This window comes from Streptomyces minutiscleroticus, from assembly GCF_014650875.1.
Classification (GTDB): domain Bacteria; phylum Actinomycetota; class Actinomycetes; order Streptomycetales; family Streptomycetaceae; genus Streptomyces; species Streptomyces minutiscleroticus.
The window spans coordinates 48,272-73,020 of the sequence record NZ_BMVU01000023.1 but is presented as its reverse complement, the minus strand read 5'-3'; the positions used below and the strand labels follow the sequence as shown (position 1 = coordinate 73,020).

3 protein-coding genes (1 of these 3 cut by a window edge) are annotated in these 24,749 nt (G+C 74.8%); all 3 read left to right on the top strand.

Annotated elements, in window-relative coordinates; all coding sequences use genetic code 11:
* Positions 1–131: 131 nt before the first annotated feature.
* Positions 132–587, top strand: coding sequence for a YbaB/EbfC family nucleoid-associated protein (locus IE271_RS22010; protein ID WP_190192110.1), 456 nt, complete (start codon positions 132–134; stop codon positions 585–587).
* A 2-nt stretch (positions 588–589) separates the two neighbouring features.
* Positions 590–970 carry a hypothetical protein gene (locus IE271_RS22005; RefSeq protein WP_190192109.1) on the top strand — a complete coding sequence of 127 codons (381 nt, stop codon included), beginning with the start codon at positions 590–592 and terminating at the stop codon, positions 968–970.
* An 84-nt stretch (positions 971–1,054) separates the two neighbouring features.
* Positions 1,055–24,749, top strand: partial view of a lonely Cys domain-containing protein gene (locus IE271_RS22000; RefSeq protein WP_190192108.1) — the 5' portion only. Its footprint extends 23,219 nt past the window's final position; the window shows 23,695 of its 46,914 coding nt (coding positions 1–23,695); it begins with the start codon at positions 1,055–1,057; its stop codon lies off the right edge, out of view.

The following is a 24,749-nucleotide window of genomic DNA, read 5'->3' as shown; positions in this document are numbered from 1 at the left end:
AGACGAACGCCACCCGGTTCCGGCTTCCCAGCCGGGGACCTCATCAGGCAAGATCAGCACGACAGTTGACGGACCGCGCGGACAGGACGTCCGGGCGCACGCGGAGCGCGGCACGGAAGGGCGGAGCAGGCGTGACGGAACCGATGGAGCAGCGTCTGGAGAAGGCGATGGCCGAGCTCCACGCGGCCCAGGAGGCGCTCGCCCGCACCGAACGCGAGCTGCGGCAGGCGTCGTTCGCGGTGCTCTCCTCCGACCGGGCGGTCCGGGCCACCGTGGGCCCGCAGGGCGAGCTGGCCGGGATCGAGTTCCTGGAGAACAAGTACCGCGACATGTCCCCCCAGGAGCTGGCCGCCAGCGTCCTGGAGGCGGCGAACGCGGCCCGCGTGAAGATGAACCGGCACGTGATGAAGGCGATGGCCCCCTTCACCGAGCCCAGCAGCAACGTGCCGGAGCTGAAGGGCTTCGAGCTGGACTGGGAGCGGATCTTCGGTCCCGAGGTGCTGCGCGACGACGACGAGGACACGGCACGCGACGGCCGGGCCACCCCCGCCTGGCGGGACGCCCTCGGCGAGGACGGGGAGGACTGACGATGGGACAGCGGTACTACGTCGACCCGGCGCGCATCGAGGCCCTGGCGGGGCAGCTGGAGGAGATCGGCGAGCTGGCCAGGAGCATGACCGAGGAGTTCCTCGACGAGCTGGCCCCCACCGTCAACTGGCCCGGTACGCAGGGCGAGTTCGCCGAGAAGGCCAAGCCGCAGGAGCAGAAGGAGCGGCAGACCACCAAGGAGACCATGATGTCCATCCGCGACGCGCTGGTGGGCATCACGGACGCCACGCTCAGCCAGGTCAGGATGATGAAGGACACCCGCGACCGCAACGTCGAGGGGATCGAGCAGGGCACCAACCGCATCGAGACCAACGGACTGGGCGGCGACGGCTCCTCCACGGGCGGGCATGGCCGCCGCTGACCTCCGCCGCTCCGTCGGCCGCTCCCGCATCCTGCCGGGAGCGGCCACTCCGTCCTGCCCGCGCGGACTCCAGGACGGCCCCCGATGAGCATCCAGCCGTCGCCCGAAGTCAACGCGATGATCTTCATCCTCACCGGGGAGAGGCTCACCGACGCCGACGAGGACCTCGCCTACGACAGCCGCCTGCCCTACTCCGGCCTGGGCCGGAAGCTCGACCGGCTGTCCTCGCTGATCGCGAAGTCGATCCACGACATCGCCGAGGTCATGCCGGACGACCTGGCGAACTCGTACGCCAAGGCGATGGGCATGCTCACCGACGACGGCGGCAAGAACTACCTGCGCGACTTCGCCGGGCAGCTCGACAAGATCGCCGAAGGACGGCGCAAGACCTCCATGGACATCATGGAGTCCAAGTGGCAGGTCATCGCCGAGGTCATCCGGCTGCTCATCGAGATCGCCATCTACCTGGCGATGTCCTTCTTCACCGGAGGCGCCTCGGCCAGCCAGATCATGATGGCCAAGCTGCGCAGCCGCTTCTTCATCCTCAGCACGCTCACCCATCTGCTCCAGCGGCTGCACATCGCGCCCTCGCTGACCGAGGCGTTCGCCGAGGCGTTCACCACCTTCGCGGTGCGCCTCGCGATGATGAACTTCGCCCCGGACGGCCGCCGCCCGGACAAGTTCGACTGGGGCCAGATCCTCAAGGACGGTGCGTTCGGCGCCGCCGCGGGCTTCCTCACCGACGTCTTCGCCAGCTGGGCGAGGAACATCGTCAAGAGCTACGACAACACCTTCCTGAAGAACGGGCCCGACCTCGACTTCAAGCCCCCGCCCAAGCTGAAGGACACCCCGGACCTCGACCTCAAGGGCAACGGCCCGAACTCCAGGCCGAACCCGGACACCAAGTACGACGACACCCCGAACGACCGCCCCGACCCGTACACCGACGGTCCCGGCGCCAACCCCCCGACCAGCTTCCGGGACCTGTTCTCCTTCCAGAACAACTTCCGGAACAGCCCCGAGCTGTGGCGCAACAACATGCTGCTGCGCTACAACTCCGACCGGCCGGGCGCGCTGGCCGGGCACTACGGGCTCAAGGGGACGGCCGACTTCCTCGCCGCCGGCTCCGGCGAGGCGCTCGCGGAGATCCTGATCAAGGGCGCCTTCGACGGCGACTGGTCCACGAGCTGGTCCACCTTCGTCGGCGCGGGCCTCAGCAGCCAGGTCGAGTCCTCGCTCACCAGCGGCGCCGTCAACAGCAGCGCCGAACTGCGCAACGCCATCGACAAGCTGCGCAACCAGCCGCCCACCATCTCCGGCGGCGTCGGCTCCGGCTCCGGCTCGCGGGACTCCGACGGCCCCTCGCGCACCGGTGACGGCCCCGACCGCACCGACGGCCCCTCGCACACGGACACCACGGGCGGCGACGGCTCCGCGCCCGCCTCCTCCGTCCCGGTCACCGGCCAGGGCGACCTGACCGGCAGCGAGCTGCCCCCGCCGTACTACGCGCAGGACCCGCCGCCGTACACGACCCAGGACCCGCCGCCGTACTCCCCGGGCCCGCTGCCCGTCACCGCCGCCGAGAACGCCCTGTGGCAGCAGGTCCACAACGGTTCCGCCGAGGTCCGCGAGCAGGCGCTGCGCGACCTCGCCGCCCTGCGCGGCGACCGGGCGCCCGGCATCGCCGAGATCGGCGCCCGCGACAACCTGTACGGCAACCTGTCGCAGTTGCCCGAGGTCCGGGTGGTGCCCGCAGGCAACGGCCCCGCCGCCCAGGTCGACGCCGACCAGATCCGGCGCACCCTCGACGGCTTCGGCACCCCGGTCACGGTGGACACCCCTCTGACGGTGAACACACCGGTCACCGTGGACAGCCCGACAGCGGCGACCACCCCGGTGACAGGGAACACCCCGACCGGGGTGAACGCCCCGGTCACCGCCACGGGCACCTCCGGCAACAACGCCACGACCACGGTCGACTCGCCCACCGGTTCCACCGGGGACGCCACCGACCTCCTGGTGGACCAGGGTCCGGAGGCCCAGGTCGACGACACCGTCGTGAACTCCCCGGAGAACACGGTCGTGAACTCTTCGGGGAACACTGTTGTGAACTCTTCGGGGAACACTGTTGTGAACTCCCCGGAGAACACGGTCGTGGGCTCCCCGGAGAACAACGTTCGCACCTCTCCGGACGGGGTGGCCCAGCAGGACGACCCTGCGGCTGCGGCGCCGGGTCAGGGGACCGGCGGTCCCATCGTCTCCAACGCGTCAAACACCTCCACCGCCGCGCCCAACACCTCCACCGCGCCCGGTACGGGCACGGGCACGGGCACGGGAACGAACACAAACACTGGCACGGGCACCGGCGGACGGCCGACCGGCGTCCCCGCCTCCGGAAACACCCAGACCCCCTCCTCCACGCCGTCCCAGGGCACCCGTGCCTCCGACGGCACGGCCCCGGTGGACGGTTCGCAGACCACGGCGGACGGCTCCCCGCAGACCTCGCATTCGCCGGAGACCGATCCCTCCTCCGGCACCGCCGCCTCCCCGGAGACCGCCACCTCTTCGGACACCGTCACGCCTCCGGCGACCGTCTCTTCCCCGGAGACCGTCGGCTCGTCCGGGACCGGCGTCGCCTCGGACCCGTCCGAGAACGCCCCCGCCCCGGCCGCCGACACCACCGCCGCCCCGCCGAAGGTGAGCACCACAAGCTCGTACGCCGACACCGGCACCGGTGACGGGCGTGGCAGCGTCGACGGACGCGGCGACAGTGCCGGCGTACGCGACGTGAAGGCCGGTCCCGCCCCCGCCGGGAACCCCGCGTCCACGCAGGCCCCGCCGCTGACCGTCGTGGTCTCGGAGACGCCGCCGCCGGCCGAGGGGTCGCCGGAGGCGGCCGAGCTGCTGGACGGCGCCGGGACCGACCGGGCCGTGGTGCTCGGGCCGCCGGTCGCGTCGGAGGGGACGAACCGCCCGGTGCGCGCCGCCGTCGAGCTGACCCGCGAGGGGCCGGGCGCCCCGGTCCGGGTCCGCCCGCTCGCCGGTCCGCCGCCCGCCGCGACGCCGGACGGCGCCACGGACACCACGAGCGGCACCGACGCCGCGGACACCGCGTTCCCCGGCGCCGACGTCCTGCTGCCGCTCGCCGACGCCCTCGGCCCGGCCCCGTCCCCGGCGGACCGCCCCGCCACCGAGAGCACGGTGAAGACCGAAAGCGCGGTGCAGACCGAGAGCACCGTGAAGACCGGGAGCGACCCGGTCGCCACCGCTCCGGCCCCGGTCACGACCACGTCCTCGAAGGTGCTCCCGGGGACGGCGCCCGCGGTGCACGGCGACGGGACCGGCCCGAACCCCGCGACCACCGCCGAGCCCGCCGCGAGCAAGCTCGCCACCCTGTCCCGGCCCTGGGCCGAGCCGGCCACCGACCTGCACCTGGAGTCGGACCGCGGCGACACCGCCGGGACCGGCGGGACCGGCGGGCAGGTCTCCGGCGGCGGGCGCGGGCCCGGGGACGGCGGCACCCCGCCGCCCCCGCCCACCGCACCGGACACCCCCGCGTCGACGCCCTCCGTGACGCCCCCGCCGCCCGGGCGGATCGTCGTGCGGCCCGCGACCGGCGACGACGCCGACCGCGGAAACGGTCCCGCGCGGCCCGCGGGCGAGCCGGCCGTCACCACCCTGGACGGCCTCACGGTGCCCGTCGCGCAGCTGCGGCGCCTCGTGCCGGACACCGCCGCGCGGCCCCGGCCGGGGCATGCCGTACGGACGCTGACCATCTCGCAGAGCCCGGCCGAGGACGGTACGGCGCGCGACGCGGGGCGCCGGGCACTGCTCGGCCAGAACACCTTCCGCGGGGTGCGCACCACGTCCGCCGACCCCGGCCCGGAGCCGGAGACCACGGCGGACCCGTCGCCCACCCGTACCGTGTTCACCGGCCCGCCGGCCGCGCTTCCCGGCGCGGACACCGAGGAGGGCGCCGACTACTTCGTGAGCCACGGCACCCCCCGTACCGTCACGCTCGGCACCGACGACGCGAAGCGCCCCACCGTGAAGGTCAGCGGCGTGCAGCTGGGCATGGTGCTCAGGTCCTGGTCGCAGGACGGCGACCAGGAACGGCCGCTGGTGCTGTACTCCTGCGAGACCGGGCGGCAGCCGCGGGTCGCGGGCCTGCCGGTGGCGCAGCACGTGGCGAACCGGACCAGGCGGCCGGTGTACGCGCCGACCAGCGAGGTGGGCACGGCCCGGGACCGGAACGGCGAGGTCCGCGCGGTGCTCACCGAGGGCGCGGACGGGCCGGGACAGTGGCGGCTGTTCACCCCCGAGCCCAGCGGCGCCGACCTGGACCGGCTGGCGCGCGACGCCGGCCTGCACGCGGGCCCCGGCCCGGCCGACGCCTTCGCCCTGGCCCGTACCCTCCAGCAGGTCCGCACGCTGCGCGGCGCCCTCGGCCCGGACGCCGAGCAGCGGCCCGAGAACCGGGAGCTGCTCGCCGGGCTCGCCCACGTGGACGGCCTGCGCTGGCTCGACCCGGGCACCGCGGCCCGCTACGGCGACGGCCGGATGACCCCGGACCTGCTGGACCGGATGGTCACCGACTGGCACACCGCGACGGGCGGCACCGCCGTCGACCCGGCGGCCGGCCCCACCCCGGAGCAGTACACCGCGTTCCTGCGCGCGGCGGCCGACCTGCGGGCCACCGCCGGTCCTGACACCACGCTCGACGCCCTGCTGCCCCCGCCTCCGCCCGAGCTGCCCCCGCCTCCGCCCGAGCTGTCCCCGGCCACCCTGGTCTCGCAGGAGGACGTGCGCGGGCTCGCCTACGCGCCGTCGGCGCAGGTCGCCTGGTCGCTGTCGGACGCACCGCTGCCGCTGTCCGAACTCGCCCTGAGCCCCGAGGACACCGCCGAGCTGGCGCGCCGCCTGCACGGCCCGGCGCCCGCGGCCACCGTCCCCCAGGAACCGGAGAAGTCCACTCGGTCGAGGTCGGACAGCGTCGACACGTTCACGGCGCGTCAGAAGTACGGCTTCCCGGAGAAGCACTACAAGGGATTCCGCAATCTGTCCCGGGGCAGGAACCTGGTCCTCGACGTCCGTCCGACCAACCCCGGCGCCGTGAAGTGGCTCGACGCCGGAGCCATGGCCAAGCCGGCGGGCATCAAGGCCAAGAGCATCAGCGACGTCGACGTCCACCTCGGCGCCCGGGCGGAGGACATCGGACTCGTCGGCTACTTCCGGCCGACCCTGCCCGAGCGCGGATCCCTCACGGACGACCAGTGGGACAGGATCGTGTCCCGCTTCAACCAGCGCTCCACCGAGTTCCGGGAACTCGCCCCCACGATGGCGGCGTACGAGCGGGACAACACCTTCGTCGTCCGGGACGGCGTGGTCCACGGAGTGGACCGGGACGGCACGCCGCGCCCCGTCACCAGCGACCACGACGTGTACGACGTCTCCACGCCCGGCGGCACACGCGTCCCCTCCTCGCAGCACGACGCGCTGATCGAGGAGATGAGGACCAAGGACATGGCCGTCGAGCACGGCGCCCACATGTTCTGGGCTCCGTCCACCGACTTCGACAAGTCCGTCTTCGACAAGGTCGTCAGCTCCCACCGGGGCCCCGACGGCGAACCCCTGCTCCGCTTCCGCCCCGAGAACAACCACGCCGAACTCACCTGGACCGCACCGCCCGCTCCGGCGTCCGTGCCGGTGCGGTCGGAGAACCCCGCCGACCACGTCCGCGCGGACGGCCGTTCCTTCCTCCGGGTGAACGCCCGGGCCGACGGGGACACATTGTTCCGGGCGGTGCTCGACAGCGCCCGCGGCCGGGACGTGCCGCCCGCCTGGGCCGCGCGGAACCTCGCCGGGCTGCGCGGTCTGGTGCGTGACCGTGTCATCGGTTCCGAGTTGGGTGCCGTCGCGGACGACCTCACGCCGGATCCGGTGTTCGCCGTGCTGGACGACCAGCGGATGCGCGCCCTGGTCGGGGTGGACGACCCCGCCGAGCAGCGCCGGATCACCGACGAGTGGAACCGGATCGCGCAGGAGGTCGTCACCGACGGCGACGCCGGACGGTGGCGGCAGGTCCTCGCCGACAGCGGCTACCCGCAGCTCGTCGAGGTGGCGCCCACCCCGGCGGACGCGCGGCGGCTCGGTGGGCGGGGGCTGCTCGCCGCCGTCGCGGAGCGCCCCGAACTGTGGCCGTCGCCCTTCGCCGACCTGCTCCCTGAGGCGCTCGCACACACCCTCGACATCGGTCTGCGCGTCGTGCGGCCCGACCTGCAGGGGACGGACGCGCCCGTCGTCACCGAGCTGAATCCGGGCGGCTCCCACGGCACCCTGCACCTGCTGTGGGACGGAACCGACCACTTCGATGCTCTGGTGCCGGCACCGGCCTCTGACCCGGTCACGCCCACATCCACCGAGTCGCCGGTCCCCCGGGAGCCGGACGGTACCGACCCGTTCGGCGAGTGGCTGCGCGGCATGGGCGGCATCACCGACCTCGACAGCACCCCGGCCCCCGACCAGGGCGACCGTGCGCAGTTGGAGACCCAGCTCGACCGGTACCGCCCGGCCCGTCTGCTGACCGGTGAGGACGCCCGCCCGCCGGGCCCGGCTCCGCGCACGGTCACCTTCGAGGACGGCAGCAGGCTGCCCGCCGTCCTGATCAGGCCGGACGCCGATCCACGGGACACCGACCCGGACGGGACGGACGGGATGCCGCAGGGCACGCCCACCGGGCTGCTCCCCGGTCCCGGCGCGCTCACCCTGCGCTCGCCCGAGCTGGCGGCGCAAGAGATCCTCGGCAAGCTGCCGGCGAAGGTGCGCTCGCGGTTCGACGAGTCGGAGCTGCTGCGGCTGCTGACCGACCAGCCCTCCGCGTTCACCGCCCCGCGCGGCGCCCGGTTCGTGGGCCGGGAGAAGTCCGGGGTCGGCCTGGAGATGACGGTCGAGGCGATCCCGTACCACCGTTGGGAACGCTTCTCCGACGTGGGCGGCTCCGTCAAGGTCGCCACGACGCGGCGCGGACAGGCCGCCACGGGCGACGGGCGCACCGTGAGCTTCGGGCGCCGGATCGCCGGTGCCCTGAGCCTGGGGCCGCCGCTCAGCTGGCTGCTGAAGATCAACGCCTCGCTGGGCTGGACCCGCAAGACGGACTACTCCCAGGGCACCACGGCGCTCCACCAGACCGAGACCCAGGATACGGACGGCTCGCACCTCCATCTGGACGACGTCCACTACCGGGTGCGGGTGGAACGGGTCACCGAAGCACCGAGGTCGCAGAGCCGGAACGGTTCCGTGTCGCGGCCGGGCACCGAGGGCACCGGCACGCCCGCGCCGGCTCCCCGCTGGGTGCGCACCCCGGTGCACACCGCCTCGTTCGGCATGCGGGACGGACTGAGCTGGCGGCTGCCGGACGAACTCACCGTGCCGTTCGACGGACCCCGCCGGGCACCGGAGACGCTCACCTTCCCGGACGGGACGGTTCCGCGGCTGTCCGACTCCACCGGCCTGTACCTGGTGGACCCGCCGGAGGACGTGGCGCTGGCCGTCTCCGGGGCGAGGCCGGGCAGTTCGGCGCACCGCACCCTGGTCTCGTTCGCCCGGCCGGACCGGCTGCTCGGGATGTTCGGGCGGCTCACCGGGCCGGTCAGCGGACCCGAGCTGACCCGGGGCAGGAGTCAGCACCCGATGGGGCACCTGGTCGTGGAGCGGTCGGTGCCGCACCGGGCCGTCCTGGTCACCGAGTCGGTCAAGACGGAGGTGCAGGACCTCGCCCAGACCACGTACTCGAACCAGCGCGGTCACGTCCGCGAGACCCGGTTCGGACTCCAGGTCACCTCCGGGCCGAACCACCAGTTCGCCGGGCCCTTGACCGACGTACGCGTCCAGGGCGGTCCGATGGTCCGTACGGACCTCGCCACCGGGCGGGGTCACTACCTGGGCACCGATGCGGTCCGCAAGGTCGTCGGCCGGGTCCGCAACCAGCCGATGGCGCTCTACCGGATGGAGCGCACCCTGATGGTCCGCAGGGCCGGTGAGCCGCCGTCCGCGGTCCGGCCGGTGCGGGTGGTCAGCCTGGACTGGATCTCCACCCAGGACGCCCGCAGGCTCGCGGGCTGGGACAGCCGTACGCCCGGCCGGACGGGGCCGAACCCGGACGCCGAGCCGCCGGTGCCGTGGTACCTCACCCGGGAGGACCCGGTGCACCTGGGCGGCCAGGTCCGCGCGGAGGGCTTCCGCCCGCAGCCGCGCGCCCAGGTGCTGCCCACGATCTTCGAGCAGGCGGAGGGGCAGGATCCGTCGCCCGCCCGGCAGGACGGCGCTCCCGCGGACGTCCGGGACGATTCCCCGGACGGCATCGCTCCCGTCGACACCCGTGACACGGACGACATCGCTCCCGACGACACCCGGGACGCGCGGGACACCCGGGGCGCCTCCCGCGGCGACTCCACCGTCCAGGACGCCCGGGGCGCCTCCCGCGGTGACTCCACCGTCCAGGAGAGCGTGTCCCAGGACCCCGTGCGGGTCTTCGCGGACGCCGTCCTGGACACGCTGCACCGCTCGTACCCGTCGCTGTTCGTGCCGCCGCTGATGGTGCGGCACCCGCGCCTTGCCCGGCTCTGGTACGGGGACGGGCGGCTGCGGACCGCGCTGTACAACGACCGGCAGGTGCGCGAGGCGCTGAACCGGCCCACCCTGACGCAGAGCCTGGACGAGCTGACCACCACCGGGATCCCGGTCACGCTCACCGAGGACGGCAAGGTGCGCCGCGGCCACCACACGCTGACCCTGCGGGCGCGGCTGACCGACCGCCGCTTCGAGGCCCCCTTGAGCGAGCGGTCGATGCGCAACTCGGTGGTGGGCAACGAGGTGTCCGGCCAGGGCCAGCAGCAGGCCAGCACCTACACCGCCGGTGTCGAGGTGGGCATCTCGCCCCGCGACCACGACAAGGTGCCCGGCCCCGACATGCCGGGCCGGACCGGCAACACCATGGTCGGTGCCCGCTACGCCCGGGGCTACCAGGACGCCACCCGGAACACGATCACGGTCACCCACGACCACCTGACCTCCCAGACCGGCGTCGACCTCTACAGCTACCAGGTGGACCTGAGCGCCTCCTTCGAGGGCCACCGCCGCCCGCGCGGCTGGGCCCGGCTGCTGTCGGTCGGCCTGCTCGGCACGGGCGTCTTCGTCAGCAAGGTCGAGGAGCGCCCGCTGTTCGACCGGGGCACCGAGACGGTGGGACGGGTCGAGCTGGCCGTGCCCACGGCGCACGGCTCCGACCGGTACGCCCCCACCGACCCGCCCGCCGGCGCGCCGCGACCCGCGTCCGCACCGCAGCGGCTGTCCGCCCTGGAGGCGGACCAGCTCCTCGACGGCACCCGCCCGCTGCCCAGGACGGAATCGGACGCCCAACGCCTCGTGAAGCGGCTGCTGAGCGCCCCGCACGTGGTGCTCAGCACCGAGGGCGGCCCGCAGCGCCAGCAGCTGATGCAGGACACCGCCGACCGCGCCTCGGGCTCCTCCTGGCACGTCAGCGCGCCCGGCACACCGGTGCGCACCGCGCTGCGCCGGGCGATGGCGAACCTCAGCGTGGCCGGGCAGCTCGGCCAGTACCTCGGCCCGTTCGGCTCCCGGATCACCGGGCTCAACGGCGCCGGGCCGCTGCGCGCGCACTATCTGAAGGCCGCGGTCCGCGGCGAGCTGGACAACGTACGGGTCATGAGCGACCCGAAGCCGTCCGGCATGGAGCGCGCCCTCGGCAACGAGCACAAGGTCGTCGGCAGCGAGAGCACCACCTCGCGCACCACGCTCGGCCTCCAGGGCGCCTACATGCCCGTGCAGCAGGTGTCCGGCAACGAGGCGCTGGTCGGGGCGTACTCGTCCGCGCTCCAGTACGCCTGGGGCAAGGGCCGCGGTGTCTCGCGGAGCATCGCCCGGGGACGCAGCACGACCCTGACCTTCGCCGGGCGCATGTACCTGGTGGTCGCCGACGCCACCGAGACGGTCGCGGTGCGGGACCGCTGGACGGCCGCGATGGGCATGGTCGGCACCCGCGCCGGGGACCGGATCAGCTCCGCCGCCGGACGGCTGTCCGAGCGCCTGGGGCGCGGACTGTCCCCGCGCCGGGCCGCCGCCGCCCTCCAGCGGATCCGCGACGCGGTGATGTTCCAACTGCCGATGCAGGACGCCATCGAGGCCGGGCTCGCCCCGGACGGACTCGGCACCGCCACCCCGCGCAACCTCGGCGGCGGCTACCGGGTGCCGGGCTTCCTGCGCGGCCGGCGCTTCCCGACCCGTCCCGGCGGCCAGCTCGACGCGAGCGGAGCGGCGCCGGACCTGATGCGGCGCCTGGAGAAGGCGGGCGTGCCCTCGCACGACCGGGAGCAGGTCCTGCAGCGGCTCTCGCCGGACTTCCTCCGCGCCAACCTGCACGAGCTGACCACCGACGGGATGAGCCTGCCGGTCCACTACCGCACCTGGTCGAGCCCGCACCACCTGCCGGTCGGGGGCAGCCCCGGACAGGTCCGGTTCAAGCTGACGCCGGTCACCACGACCGTGGAGCGGCTGCGCACCGGGTACGAGCTGAGCGACAGCCGGGGAAACGCCCGCGAGGACGCCGACAGCGCCACCCGGGACCAGGGCGGCGACGTCACCCTGAGCGCCGGTCTCCGCTCGACGGGCAGCGGTCCCCTGCTGGCCAACCCCTCGGTCCAGGGCACGGCGGCCCAGCAGCCGTCGAACAGCCGGACCGGGACCCAGGGCAGCTCCGAGACGCCGGGCATGGGCACCTCGCAGGCGCACGCGGAGGTCGTCACCAGTTATGTCCTGACCGTCACCATGACGGACGCGGTCGGCGACGCGCTCCCGCCGCGGGCCGTCACACAGGTCGGCACCCTCAACGAGATCGTGTCGGCGGGCCTGCTCACCCCGGTGGGGGACGGGGACGACGGCGCGCTCACCGAGCAGGACGTGCCCGAACCGGAGCGCGCGGTGCGGATGCTGACGGCCGAGCAGGCCCGGCCGGAAGCCGTCGCCGCCTGGCGCGGCGCCGGTGACGGCACGCGCGGCCCCGACCCCGACGTCCTGCCCTTCGACGAGCGGGTCCGCTCCGGCGTCGTCGCCGTGGACGTCCGCGGCGCGGCCAACGTGCAGGACGCCCTGACCCTGGCCACCGCCCGCGCCGACGGCTTCGGCGACGGCGACCTCGGCACCCGGCACACCGGCGAGAGCCTGGCCGCACGGGTGCGCATGGCCCGCCTCACCCCGCTCACCGGCCTGGGCACGGCGCCCGCGCAGGCGCAGCAGGAGGCCACCTCGCAGGACGGGCTGACCGCCGGTTTCCTCGAGGCCCTCGGCGCGGACGGCTCCGCCCTGCCCACCCAGACCTCCGCCCGCCTGTTCGGCCAGGCCCACACCGCCGACTCCCGCCTCTACGCGAAGATGCACCGCCGCGGCGCGCGGCTGCTCGCCGTGGAGAGCAAGCCCCGTATGTCCGCCGGGCGGAAGCCGAAGAGCTCCGAGGCGCAGGAGACCGGCATCCCGGACTCCGTCGAGGGCGTGGTGACCACCACGCCGATCCTGACCACCGGCAACGCGGGTGCGGCCGTCCCGAGCTTCCCGGTCCCGGTCGGCGGCACCGAGAACGCCACCGCGCTCAAGGGCGGCCCGGACAGCAGCGTCGGCTCGGCCGTCAAGGCCACCCCCGACCGCGGCATGCTGTTCTCGGTGCCGGTGAGCTGGCTGACGGTGGCCGAGGCGGACCACCGGATCAGCGACAGCCGCCCGCTGCACGCACTCGGCAGGGCCAAGCGCGGCCCGCGCGCCGCCGAGGCCGAGACCACCGCCCTGGTCTGGCTGAGCGAGGACGTCGCCCGCGAGTACGGCCTCCTGGACGACACCACGTTCCCCGACGAGGTCGCCACGGCCTGGGACGACATGGCCAAGGCCGCCGAGGACCTCGCCGAGGCGGAAAAGGGGTACTACGACGCCCGTGCGCGGGCCCGTGAGACCTGGCTCTCCCTGAGCCCCGGGGAGCGGACCGCGCTCGGCGACGACGACCCCTCACTGGCGACCGTGCTGACCCGGGACGTCGCCGAGTCCCCGGCGGTCGTCGCCTGGCAGGCCGCCCGCGACGCGGTGCGGCTGTGGGAGGGGCGCGTGGACGCCGCCGCCGCGGACCACCACCGGCTGCACCTCGCCGCGTCCCGCCTCACCGCCCACCACCAGGGTTCGGCCGCGGTGCCGGTAAGGGACGTGCCGCAGGAGTACACCGCGCCGGACTGGCGCTCGCAGGCGCCGGAGCCGTACAAGGTCACCGACGCCACCGACTCCGCCCCGCGCACGCTCACCTCCCCCGACGGCGCCACGGTGCGCGAGGTGCACGCCGTGCCGCACGACGGCGCCTCGTTCTTCCACGCGCTGCTGGCCGCCGCCCGGGACCGGGGCCGGCTGCCCCACCTGCTCGGCACCGACCTCGCCGACCGGTTCACGGCCTCCCCCGCCGACCCCGCGGTGACCGCGGAGGCCGTCGGCGCCGCCCGCGACCGCCTCGCCTGGGCGCTGGGCGAGGACGGCAACGAGGACCTGCTCGACGCCCTCGCCCTGGACGTCGCCGACACCTTCACGCAGGCGGAACTGGACGCGGCGGGTGTGGTGCTGACCCCGGCCCAGCAGGCCGAGTTCGACGCCCTCGGCCGCCTTCCGGAGACGTTCTGGCCGACTCCGGAGCAGCGGGTGGCGCTGGCGACCGCCGCCCTGTCCCGCCCGTTCGCGGCCGAGCCGGTCCAGGACGGCACCGGGCGGCCGGACGGCATTTCGACCCCGCCCGAGCGGCGCGCCGGCGACCACGGCGGCGCCGACCTGCTGCCCGCCCTCGCCGCACGGGTCCTGGGCACCCCGCTGACCGTGGTCACCGGCGAGGGCCGGGACCAGCTGTTCCTCCCGCACGGCGTGGACCCGGCCGCCGTCGACCCGGCCGCCGACCCGGTGCTGTTCTCCGCCGACGGCTTCTTCCACGCCGCCCTGCCGCCGGGCACCCCGGCCCCGGTCACCGCACCGCTGCCCGCCCCGGAAACCTCGGGGACCTCGGATTCGGAGGGCACGCGCCCCGCGCAGCCGCCCGCGCACCGCAGCCACACCACCCCGCCCTGGCTGCCGCCCGCCGACGGCACCGGCCCGCGCTACCGCCTCGCCCGCGACGGCGTCCTCACCGCACCTGATGGCGCCACCTACACCCAGGGCGAGCCCACCGGCCGCGGCAACGGCTTCTTCGGCGCGCTCTCCACGGCCCTGCGCCACGCCGCCGAGCAGCCGGGCCTGGACCACCAGGAGGCCGCCCGTCTGCGGATGCGCGCCGGGGCGCCGCCCGCCCAGCTGATGCGGCTGAACGGCCTGCCGGGCACCCCGGCCGAGCGGGACGCGCTGTTCTCGCCGCCGCCCCTCGTACCGCGCCACGGCGCTCCCGCGCCGAGCACGGAGGCTCTGGAGAGCCACCTGCGCCGCCACCTCGCCCAGGCTCCCTGGGGTCCCGGTGCCGACCGGGCGGTCGCCGAGTGGGCCGCCGCCGCCACCGGCGCCACCGTCACCCTGGTCGAGGAGAACGGCACCGCCCACACCTATCCGGGACCGGTCGGCGACAGCGGCCCGCACCTCCGGCTCCGCCGCCGCGGCGGCGACTTCGTCCCGCTGGTCCCGCGTACGCCGGCACCCGCTCCGGTCACGCGGACCGACGATCAGGGAACGCGGACCGGCAGCGCCGCGCGGACGGCGCCGGCGGCACAGGACCCGGCCGCCGTCCCGTTGCCCCCGTCCCCTCCCGTGTCCGCCGAGGACCTGCCGGGGCTCCCGGAAGGGGAAGAAGCGTACGAGCTGGACACGCTGAGCGGGCGCGGCGGGCGCAGGGGCGGGCGCTCCACCTCCGCCGGCCAGTACGCGGACCTGGCCCACGGTTCGATGCCGGACTCCCCCGCGTCGTCGTCCTCCGGCTACGACTCGGCCCTGGCCTACGGTTCGATGCCGGGGTCCTCCGCGTCGTCCTCCGACTACGACTCGGATCTGGCCTACGGGCCCTCGCACAGGTCCTCCTCGCGCGCGTTCACCGGCACGGTGGGCGGAGTGCTCTTCACGACGGACCGCGATGGCCCCTTGATGAGGGAACTCGCCCAGTTCCTCAGCGCCGTGGCCGGTCCGCTCCTGGCCTCCCTCGACTCCATCACCGTGACGTTCGGCCGTGCGCAGGGCTCGGGCGTGGGTCACTGGGCGTCGGGCAGCCGGACGGTCGTGCTGAATCCGAACCATGCCGCGGTGCGCAGGGCGGGTGACAGCCGTCTGTTCGGGGCCGCTCTGTTCGAGCTGCTCAACGGCTCCGCAGACGCCCGCCGCGCCGCATGGGACGGCTACGCCTACGACGGCAGCATCGAGCACTGGGCCGCCCAGGAGGGCATCTCGCCCGCGGCGTACTACGGCCGTGAGATGGAGCGCATCGAGTTCGACAACACCATCACGCACCGGCGGCTCATCGCCGACGCGGGCAGGTCGGGTACCAACGCCGACCTGTTCTCCGGCGAAGCCGGTGACTTCCCGTCCTACTACCGGCGCCAGGTGCGGTCCGGGCACACCCACAGCTACGAGTTCCGCTACGGCCTCCTGCGCGCGCAGGCGGCCGCCGACGCGGCCCGTGCGGCCGAGGTCGGGACGGCGTACGCACCGCCGGCCCCGCCGCTGTCGCAGCAGGACCCGGCCTCCGTCCCGCCGCCCCTGCCCGCGGCCCCCACCGGCGCCTCCATCGGTGGCAACGCGCTGGACACCGGCCGCCGGGTCGGCACCGTGCTGCAGAACCTCGGCCACTCCGTGGTGCTGGCCGGAGCGGCCCGCGGCCGGGTGCAGTTCGGGGTGCCCCGGCCGCTGGACGCCGTGGAGTTCCAGCTCTCCGCGAGCACTCTCCCCACCGCCACCGAGATCCGCCGGGCGCTGGAGCGGGAGTTCCCCGGCGCGCCGGTGCGGACGCCCGCCGTCACGGGCGGCGGCCGGGTCCTGAACGTGTCGGTGGACGGCGTCCCGATCAGGATCACCGCCGTGGACCGGCCCTTCACCGACACCGTCACGGTCGACGGTTTCACCGTGCCCGCGCCCGCCGACTCCGTCGCCGACGCCGCCCTCGCCCTGGCCACCGCCACCGACCCGGAGCTGCGCGGACGCGACCTCCTCGACCTGCTGTGGGCGTCGCGCGCCGCCTCCGCCGACGGCCCGCGCGCCCTCGGCCCGGTCACCGCGCGCGAGGACGTCTACCGCTCCGCCCGGCCCGCCGGCGCCGCACCCTCCCTCACCGTCCGGCTCAGCGAACTGCTCGACACCGCGGCCCTGGACGCCGAAACCCTCGCCCGCCACGAGGGGACCTGGCGCGCCCTCGGCGTCACCGACGGGGACCTGCCCGGCCTGCGGACCGAACTGACCACGCTCGCCGACGCGCTGCGCACCATCCCCGAGGTGGCTGCCGACCCGGTCCGCGCGCTCGCCGCCCGGCTGCCCGGCATGTCCACCGCCGACCGGGACGCCGCCCTGGCGCTCCTGCCGCCCGCCGACCGCGAACGCCTGGCCTCCGACCCCTCGCTCGTGGACGCCCTGCGCACCACGCTCACCCCCGACGAGTTCGCCTCGGTCGCGGCGCATCTCATGATCCAGGTGCCCGCCGGGGTCGAGCAGCCCGTCTCCGCGCGCGACCGGGCCCGCACCCAGATCGCCGGGATGCTGCACGACCCCGAGGTCACGGCCCGGCTCCTCAAGGGCGGCTCCCGCGTCGTGGTGGTGCCCAGGACCGAGGCCATGACCTCCGTGGACGCCTTCCGCTTCCTGCGGGGCGCCTTCACGGCCGACGGCCGCCCCTGGGACGAGGTCCGCGGCGTCGGCGCGCGCGCCGCGGCCGTCACCGAGGAGAACCTGCTCGGCGAGCGCACCACCGTCACCACCGGCGAGACCGCCTACGCCGACGGCTACTCGACCACCACGCACGAGTTCGCCCACACCGTGCACCAGCACGGTCTGAACGCCGTCGACCGGCAGCGCATCACCAACGCCTTCCGCACCACCACACGACACGGCGAGGCGGGCAACTGGCCCGACGGTCCCCTTTACGGTTACGACGCCCAGGGCCGCCGCAGCGCCCCCAACTACAGCAGCCGTGACGAGCGGGAGTTCTTCGCCCAGCTCACCAACGTCTACCTCATGACCAACGGTGGCACCGACGACAACACCGGGCTGCCCCGCGTCAACGACGGCCCGGAATGGGTGCGCACCCGCCAGCCCGCCCTGTACCCGCTGCTGCGCCGGCTGTACGGCGAGGGCCCCCGGCCCGCACCCCGTCACCCGCGCAGCGTCGCACCGGCCCGCCCGCGCGGAGTGCGTCCCGCGGACGTCAACCCCGTCGAGTTCACCGACATCGAGAACGAGGCGCTGGCCCGCACCCGCGCCCTGTTCGACGTCGCCGAGGGCGGACCGGGCGACGGCAGCGACGCCTACGTCGCCGTCCGCGCCCTGTGGGACGGCACCACCGGCACGCACGTGCCGCAGCCCCACACACCCGCGCCCGTGCCCGCCCCGGTGCCGCCCGCCCGTCCCGTCCCCGCCGCGCCGCCGCCCGCCGACGACGCCATCCAGCGGCGCCTCCGGGAACTGCGGGAGCTCCTCGACACCACCTTCGGCTCGCAGCCGCTGCCGCAGGCGACCCGCGACGGACTCTTCCACTCCCTGCGCGTGATCGAGGCGGCGCGCGCCGGGCACCCCCGCTTCGGCCGGAACCCGCTGGACCTGGACGGCATCACGCGCATGGTGCTGCACCTGCCACCCGACGCACCGGTGGACGCCGCCCAGCACTACGACGCGTTCCTCGTGGTGGGCAGTGCCCACCGCCGGAACCGCGCCGGCAGCCTGGCCGCGATCGCCGCCTATGGGCTGACCAAGGGGGGCTATCCGCAGGCGACCTCACTCACCGGCCCCGACGGTGCGCCGCACGGCCGGAACTTCACCGGACGTCCCGGCCTCGCCCTGCACTTGGAGCAGACCGCCGACTTCCAGGGCGTACGCCCCGCGCCCTGGGGCCCCACCGCCCACGCGGTGGTGGCCGAACGCAACGACGACGGCCTGGTCATGGTGGGCGGGACGCCGGTGTCGGACGCCGAGTTCGCCGAGATCGTGCTGCACGACCCCGAGCGGCGGCCGGGCGCCCCCGTCGTCCTCCTGATGGGCGAGGAGGACGGCCGCAACGAGGCCCTGGCCCGGGCGATCGCCGACCGCACCGGCACCCGCGCCTGGTTCACCAACGGCGATCTGCGCCTCCAGCCGGTCCCCGGCGGACGGCGGGCACCGGTCCTGGCGACGCCGGACTCGGCGGACGATCCGGCCGGCTCCTGGATCCCGGCCGACCCCGGTCTGGTCCCGGACGACCCGGAAGCCACCGTCACCGCCTCCGACGGCACCGTCTTCCCGGACAGCGACATCCACTCGTATCCGCTGCCTACGATCGACGGGCAGCGGCTGACCGGGCGGGCGTTCCTGGACGCGCACGACATGGCCCTGCGCGAGCAGTCCATGCGGCCGCTGTCCGCGATGCAGCACTACTCCGACTTCCTGGATTCGCTGCCCGGTGTCCACGGCTCGAAGGAGAGCGGGGCGCTGCCCCTGCCGCGGGCCCTGGCCGACTCCTACATCGCCGTCGGACACGGCGACAGCGGACGCACCACCGTGCCCCGCCGCAGCACCGGCGCCAACCAGGCCACCCCGCCCGTCCAGCTCGGCCGGATGCTGGCCCGGCGCAAGAGCCTCCAGGCCCTGCCGCCCGAGCAGCCGGTGTGGGCGCTGTGGTGCGAGCTGTCCTTCACCCGGCCCGGCCAGGACCTGCTGTCCGTCCCGCCTTCCGCGCAGCATGTGGCCAACGAGACCGGCCGCACCGTCTTCGCCTCGGACGCCCAGGTCGGCACCGCCGACGCCGAGAACGGCCTGCCCCCGCGCGTCATCAAGTTCGACGACCCCGACCGCCCCCAGGGCCACTTCCACGAGTTCCGCCCCGAACCCGGCACCACCGCCCTGACCGCCCTGGCCGACCTCGGCCGACTGCCCGCCCAGCTCCCGCGGCGCACCACCCGCGCCCTGCACTGGGTCCGGGCCCTGCGCCTCACCCACGGCCTGGACATCGACAGCGACCCGGCGCGCGAGACGGAGTTCCACGAACTGATCGAGGGCTTCGGACGGCTGGAGGAGCTCCGCTTCCAGGCCGCCGGCGGCACCGACCCCGGTCCGCTCACCTGGGGCGGTCTGCAGCACATCACCGGCGAGTACGCGGTGCGCCGGGGCTGGGACCGCTCGCTGTCCGCCAACTCCCTGGAACACCTGCTGCGTGCCGCCCTCGACGGGGACCTGCGCCCCGAGGACGCCGCCGGCCCCGCGGCGGCGCCGCCCGCGGACGACGCGGTCCAGCGCCGTCTGCGAGAACTGTGGAACGTCATCGACGCCACGTTCGGCTCGCAGCCGCTGTCGCAGGAGATGCGCAACGGGCTGTTCAACTCCCTGCGCGTGATCGAGGCGGCGCGCGCCGGACACCCCGACTTCGGCCGGGAGCCGCTGGACCTGGACGGCATCACGCGCATGGTGCTGCACCTCCCGGCCGGCACTCCGGTGGACGCCGCCCGGCACTTCGACGCCTTCACCGTCGTGAGCAGTGCCCACCGGCGGGGGCGCAGCGGCAGTCTGGCCGCGATCGCCGCGTACGGGCTGACCCGGCAGGGGTATCCGCCGGCGTCCTCGCTCAGCGGGCCGGACGGCACGCCGCACGGACGGAACTGGACCGGACGTCCCGGCCTCGCCCTGCACTTGGAGCAGACCGCCGACTTCCAGGGCGTACGTCCCGCGCCCTGGGGCCCCACCGCCCACGCGGTGGTGGCCGAACGCAACGACGACGGCCTGGTCGTGGTGGCCGGGACGCCGGTGTCGGACGCCGAGTTCGCCGAGATCGTGCTGCACGACCCCGAGCGGCGGCCGGGCGTCCCCGTCGTCCTCCTGATGGGGGAGCAGGAGAACGGTCAGAACGAGGCCCTGGCGCGGGTGATCGCGGACCGCACCGGCACCCGCGCCTGGTTCACCAACGGTGACCTGCGCCTGCAGCCGGTCCCCGGCGGACGGCGGGCACCGGTCCTGGCGACGCCGGACTCGGCGGACGATCCGGCCGGCTCCTGGATCCCGGCCGACCCCGGTCTGGTCCCGGACGACCCGGAAGCCACCGTCACCGCCTCCGACGGCACCGTCTTCCCGGACAGCGACATCCACTCGTATCCGCTGCCTACGATCGACGGGCAGCGGCTGACCGGGCGGGCGTTCCTCGACGCGCACGACATGGCCCTGCGCGAGCAGTCCATGCGCCCGCTGTCCGCCGTCCAGCACTACTCCGACTTCCTGGATTCGCTGCCCGGTGTCCACGGCTCCAAGGAGAGCGGGGCGCTGCCCCTGCCGCGGGCCCTGGCCGACTCCTACATCGCCGTCGGACACGGCGACAGCGGACGCACCACCGTGCCCCGCCGCAGCACCGGCGCCAACCAGGCCACCCCGCCCGTCCAGCTCGGCCGGATGCTGGCCCGGCGCAAGAGCCTCCAGGCCCTGCCGCCCGAGCAGCCGGTGTGGGCGCTGTGGTGCGAGCTGTCCTTCACCCGGCCCGGCCAGGACCTGCTGTCCGTCCCGCCCTCCGCGCAGCATGTGGCCAACGAGACCGGCCGCACCGTCTTCGCCTCGGACGCCCAGGTCGGCACCGCCGACGCCGAGAACGGCCTGCCCCCGCGCGTCATCAAGTTCGACGACCCCGACCGCCCCCAGGGGCATTTCGACGAGTTCCGTCCCGAGCCCCGTGCCACCGCCCTCGGTGCCCTGGCCGACCTCGGCCGACTGCCCGCCCAGCTGCCCCGGCGCACCACCCGCGCCCTGCACTGGGTCCGGGCCCTGCGCCTCACCCACGGCCTGGACATCGACAGCGACCCGGCGCGCGAGACGGAGTTCCACGAACTGATCGAGGGCTTCGGACGACTGGAGGAGCTCCGCTTCCAGGCCGCCGGCGGCACCGACCCCGGTCCGCTCACCTGGGCCGGCCTGCAGCACATCGCCGGCCAGTACGCCGCCCGCCAGGGCTGGGACCGGTCCCTGACCGCGAACACCCTCAGCCCTCTCCTGCGCGCGGCCCTCGACGGGAACCTGCGCCCCGAGGACGCCGCCGGACCCACCGCGCCCGCCGCGCCGCCCCTGGCCTCCTCCGGCGGCACCGCCCCGGCACCGGCGAACGCCCCCGGTCCGTCCGCCCACGGCGACGCCCGTGACGTCCGCACCGGCTCGTACACGCAGGACCCGGCCGCTGGCCTTCGGGGCGAGGAGGAGGCGTACGACCTGAACACGCTGTCCGGCGCCGAGGGCGGGGGCGGCCGGCCCCGGCTCTCACGGCCGGATGCCGAGGCGCTGGCGCAGTTCCGGTTCGCGGACGACCCCGAGGCCGAGAGGCTGGCGCAGTTCCGGTTCGCCGACGACACCAGCGACGACACCGGCAGCCAGGACGGCGACCCGGACCTCACGCCCGAGGAGTACCTCGACCTCCTCTTCGGCTCCGCGGCCCGCGACGACCACTCGCCGGAGATGCTCGTCGGCACGGCGATGGCGCTGCGGGAACTCGCGCGGAAGCACACGGACGCGACGGGCAGCGCCACCGGTGTGCTCGGCGAACTGCACGGCCTGGCCAGGCGGGTGCTGGGGCTCCGTCCGAACACCCCGGTCGGCGAGGGGCACCTCCTGTTCCTCGGGTCGCTCGCGCTCAGCGCCTCGCCGGCCGAGCTGGCCGCCGAGGACGCCCTCGCCTCGTACATGCGGCGCCACGACGCGGCCCTCGGCCGGGAGACCCGGCTGACGCGGGACGAGGGCACCGTGCGGAACTGGACCGGCAGCGGGGACCAGGTGCCGCTCCTGGACACCTACGCGGTGGAGCACGAGGACGGCGGGCTGAGCGTGTGGCCCGCGCAGTGGTCGGACCCGTACGTGGTCCTCGCCGAGGAGCACGGGGACTCGGTCCGGCTCAACACGCCCGACGGCATGGTCACGCTGGACGACGCCGGCGAGTTCGCCCGGCTCGTCACGCGGGACCCGGCGCGGCACGGGAAGAGCGACATCGTCCTGGCCTTCCCGCACGAGGACATCGAGTCCCTGGCGCAGCACGTCGCCGATCTGACCGGCGCCCGGGTGTGGTTCTCCGAGCACGCCCCGCGCCCGTCCACGGACTGGCGGACCGGCACCGACCGCATCACGCTGGGTCCCGTCCGCGACGGTGTCGGCACGGTGTGGAGTTCCGTCCGGCCGAACCAGGACGCCGGCAGCGACGGGGACCTCTCGGACATCGTCGGCCTGTACGAGAACGACTCCGAGCCCGGCGACGGGATCCAGGCGCGCCGGGCCGAGCCGCTGACCACGACGGACTACGGTGTCGTGGACAACCGCGGCGAGGGTGTGCTGTTCCGCAAACCCGGCAGGGCCCACGGTGGGTGGCAGACCCCGCGGGCGCTGTCGGGCACGGAGGACGCCCCCAAGCTCCTCCTGTCCGAGCAGGACTACGACCAGACGCTCGTCACCGCGCGCCCCGCCCTGCGGATCTCCTCCGACCGCACGCTCGCCGTCGAGGACGACACGCCGGGGCAGCAGGTCTTCGCGACGCGGGAGGCCGTCGACAGCGCCTCGGTCAAGCTGGCGCGTGCGGGCATGGCGGTGCGGTTGCGGACCGACGAGAACCTGAGCATCGTCCTGCCCACCCCCGACGGGGGCAGCAGACGGCTGTTCCGCGTGATGCCCGACTTCCTGACCCACTCCGGGAAGTCCACGGAGGAGGTCTGCCGGGACTTCGCCGACATGCTGGCCGGCAACGCCCGCACGTCGCACACGGTCTTCCGCGCCCCCGGGGGCGGCCCGGCGGTCACGGCGCCGGTCAACGCCTCCGACGGGACCGAGGTCACCGGCACCCACCACCTGGCCGACGCCCTGGGCCACGTCGCGGACGGCGACATGCGGCCGGAGACGGCGGACCCGGCGTGGGCGGCCTCGTTCGTCCGCCGGGACGACCGGCCCACCGGTGGCGACGGCAGCGGTCCGCTGCCCGGCCGCGCGTACGGCAGTGCCCTCAGCCTCGCCCAGCAGTCCGACCCGCGCCGCGGCGCCCTGTCGGACGCCGCACGCCGGATCGGGGTCAACGAGCACGCGTGGGCCGAGGTAGGCGAGGGCTACCTGGTCCAGTCCGTCGCGGCGTCCGGCGCCCACGGCCAGCCGAGTCTGGAGCACAACTACGCCAAACCGCAGGTCGACGCCGGCAGTGCCTACTTCGGCTACCACTTCGCCACCGTGGTCCTGTCCAGCGAGGACGGCAGCCACCAGGTGTCCCTGGAGAACCACTCGCGCGTCGCGCGGCGCAATGACCGGCACCGCAGGGCGGTCCTGGCGAACCTGCGCAACCAGGGCCTGGACGACCTGCGGGAGACCGCTGCGCAACTGCGTCAGGAGATCGGGCGCCAGGAACAGGCCGGTACGGACGAGCACCTCACGGAGCTGCGCGGTTACCTGGACCTGACCTTCGCCCTGATCAGGGCGAAGCAGGCCCAGACGGAGATGCGGGCCGCGCCCGCGGGCTCACCGGAGCACGCGGAGGCCGAGAGGAAGTTCGAGGCTGCCACCCGCGCCGCCGCGTCCCGCGTCGGGACCATCGAACCCGTCATCCCGGGCAAGCACCTGTGGTACATGCGCATGTACTCGCAGCGGCCGGGCGAGTCGGCCCACGACGCCAACGCGGAGCTTCTGACCGAGGGACCCTCGCCCGAGGCCAACCCGCTCACCGCCGTCGTGGTCCGCGGCCAGCAGGCGCTGCCGGTGTCCGTCTCCTTCGACAAGAACGCCCAGCAGACGCCCGAGGGTTCGCGCAACGCCATCCAGCACCTGGCCAAGATCGTGGCCAGGACGGGGCTGTGGAACGCCGCCAACGGGCTGCCGCTGCCGGACGTCACGGTCAGCGGGCAGCGCAGCGCGCGCCTGGTCGGCCGGGACCTCTCCAAGGTGCGTGCCGAGGCGGTCGCGGCCTCGTTCCGGCGCGAGCTGGCCGACGCGCTGGCGGCGCTCCAGGACGGCACCCCGCAGCCGCACCTCACGGCCGACCGGTTCACCGTCGACCCGGTCACGGTGCGCGACCGCCGGCCCTCCGTACGCGGCGACGCGGTCCCCGCCACCGTGGAGATCACGGTCGACGACCACCGCGGCGGCCCGCGGCACGTCGCCACCCGCGGCCTGCGGGGCGGCTCGCCCGACGACGGTCTCGACCCGGTGGCGGAGCAGTGGCCCATCGGCCGCCCGGTCACCGTCATGCGGCCCCGCTTCGGCGTCGACCCCGCCTTCGTCGTGCCCGCCTCCGACGTACCGGCGACCGGCGTACCCACGACCGACGCGGACGCGTCCGCAGACACCGGGCGCGGAAAGGGCAGGGCCGCGGACGACGTCCCGGCCGCCACGGACCCGCGGCCCGACCGCTGGTACACCTACGCCCGTCCCGCCGAGTCCCGCTCGGAGCCCTTCCGCTACGAGGTCGCCGACACCGGGCACATCAGGCTGCCCGGCGGGGAGGAGATCCCGCCGACCGGGTGGACGCGGTTCGGCCACGACTTCGTCCACGCGCCGACGGGTACGCTCCTGCGGGGCGACAGCGGCTGGATCGGCCGCGTCGCCAACATGG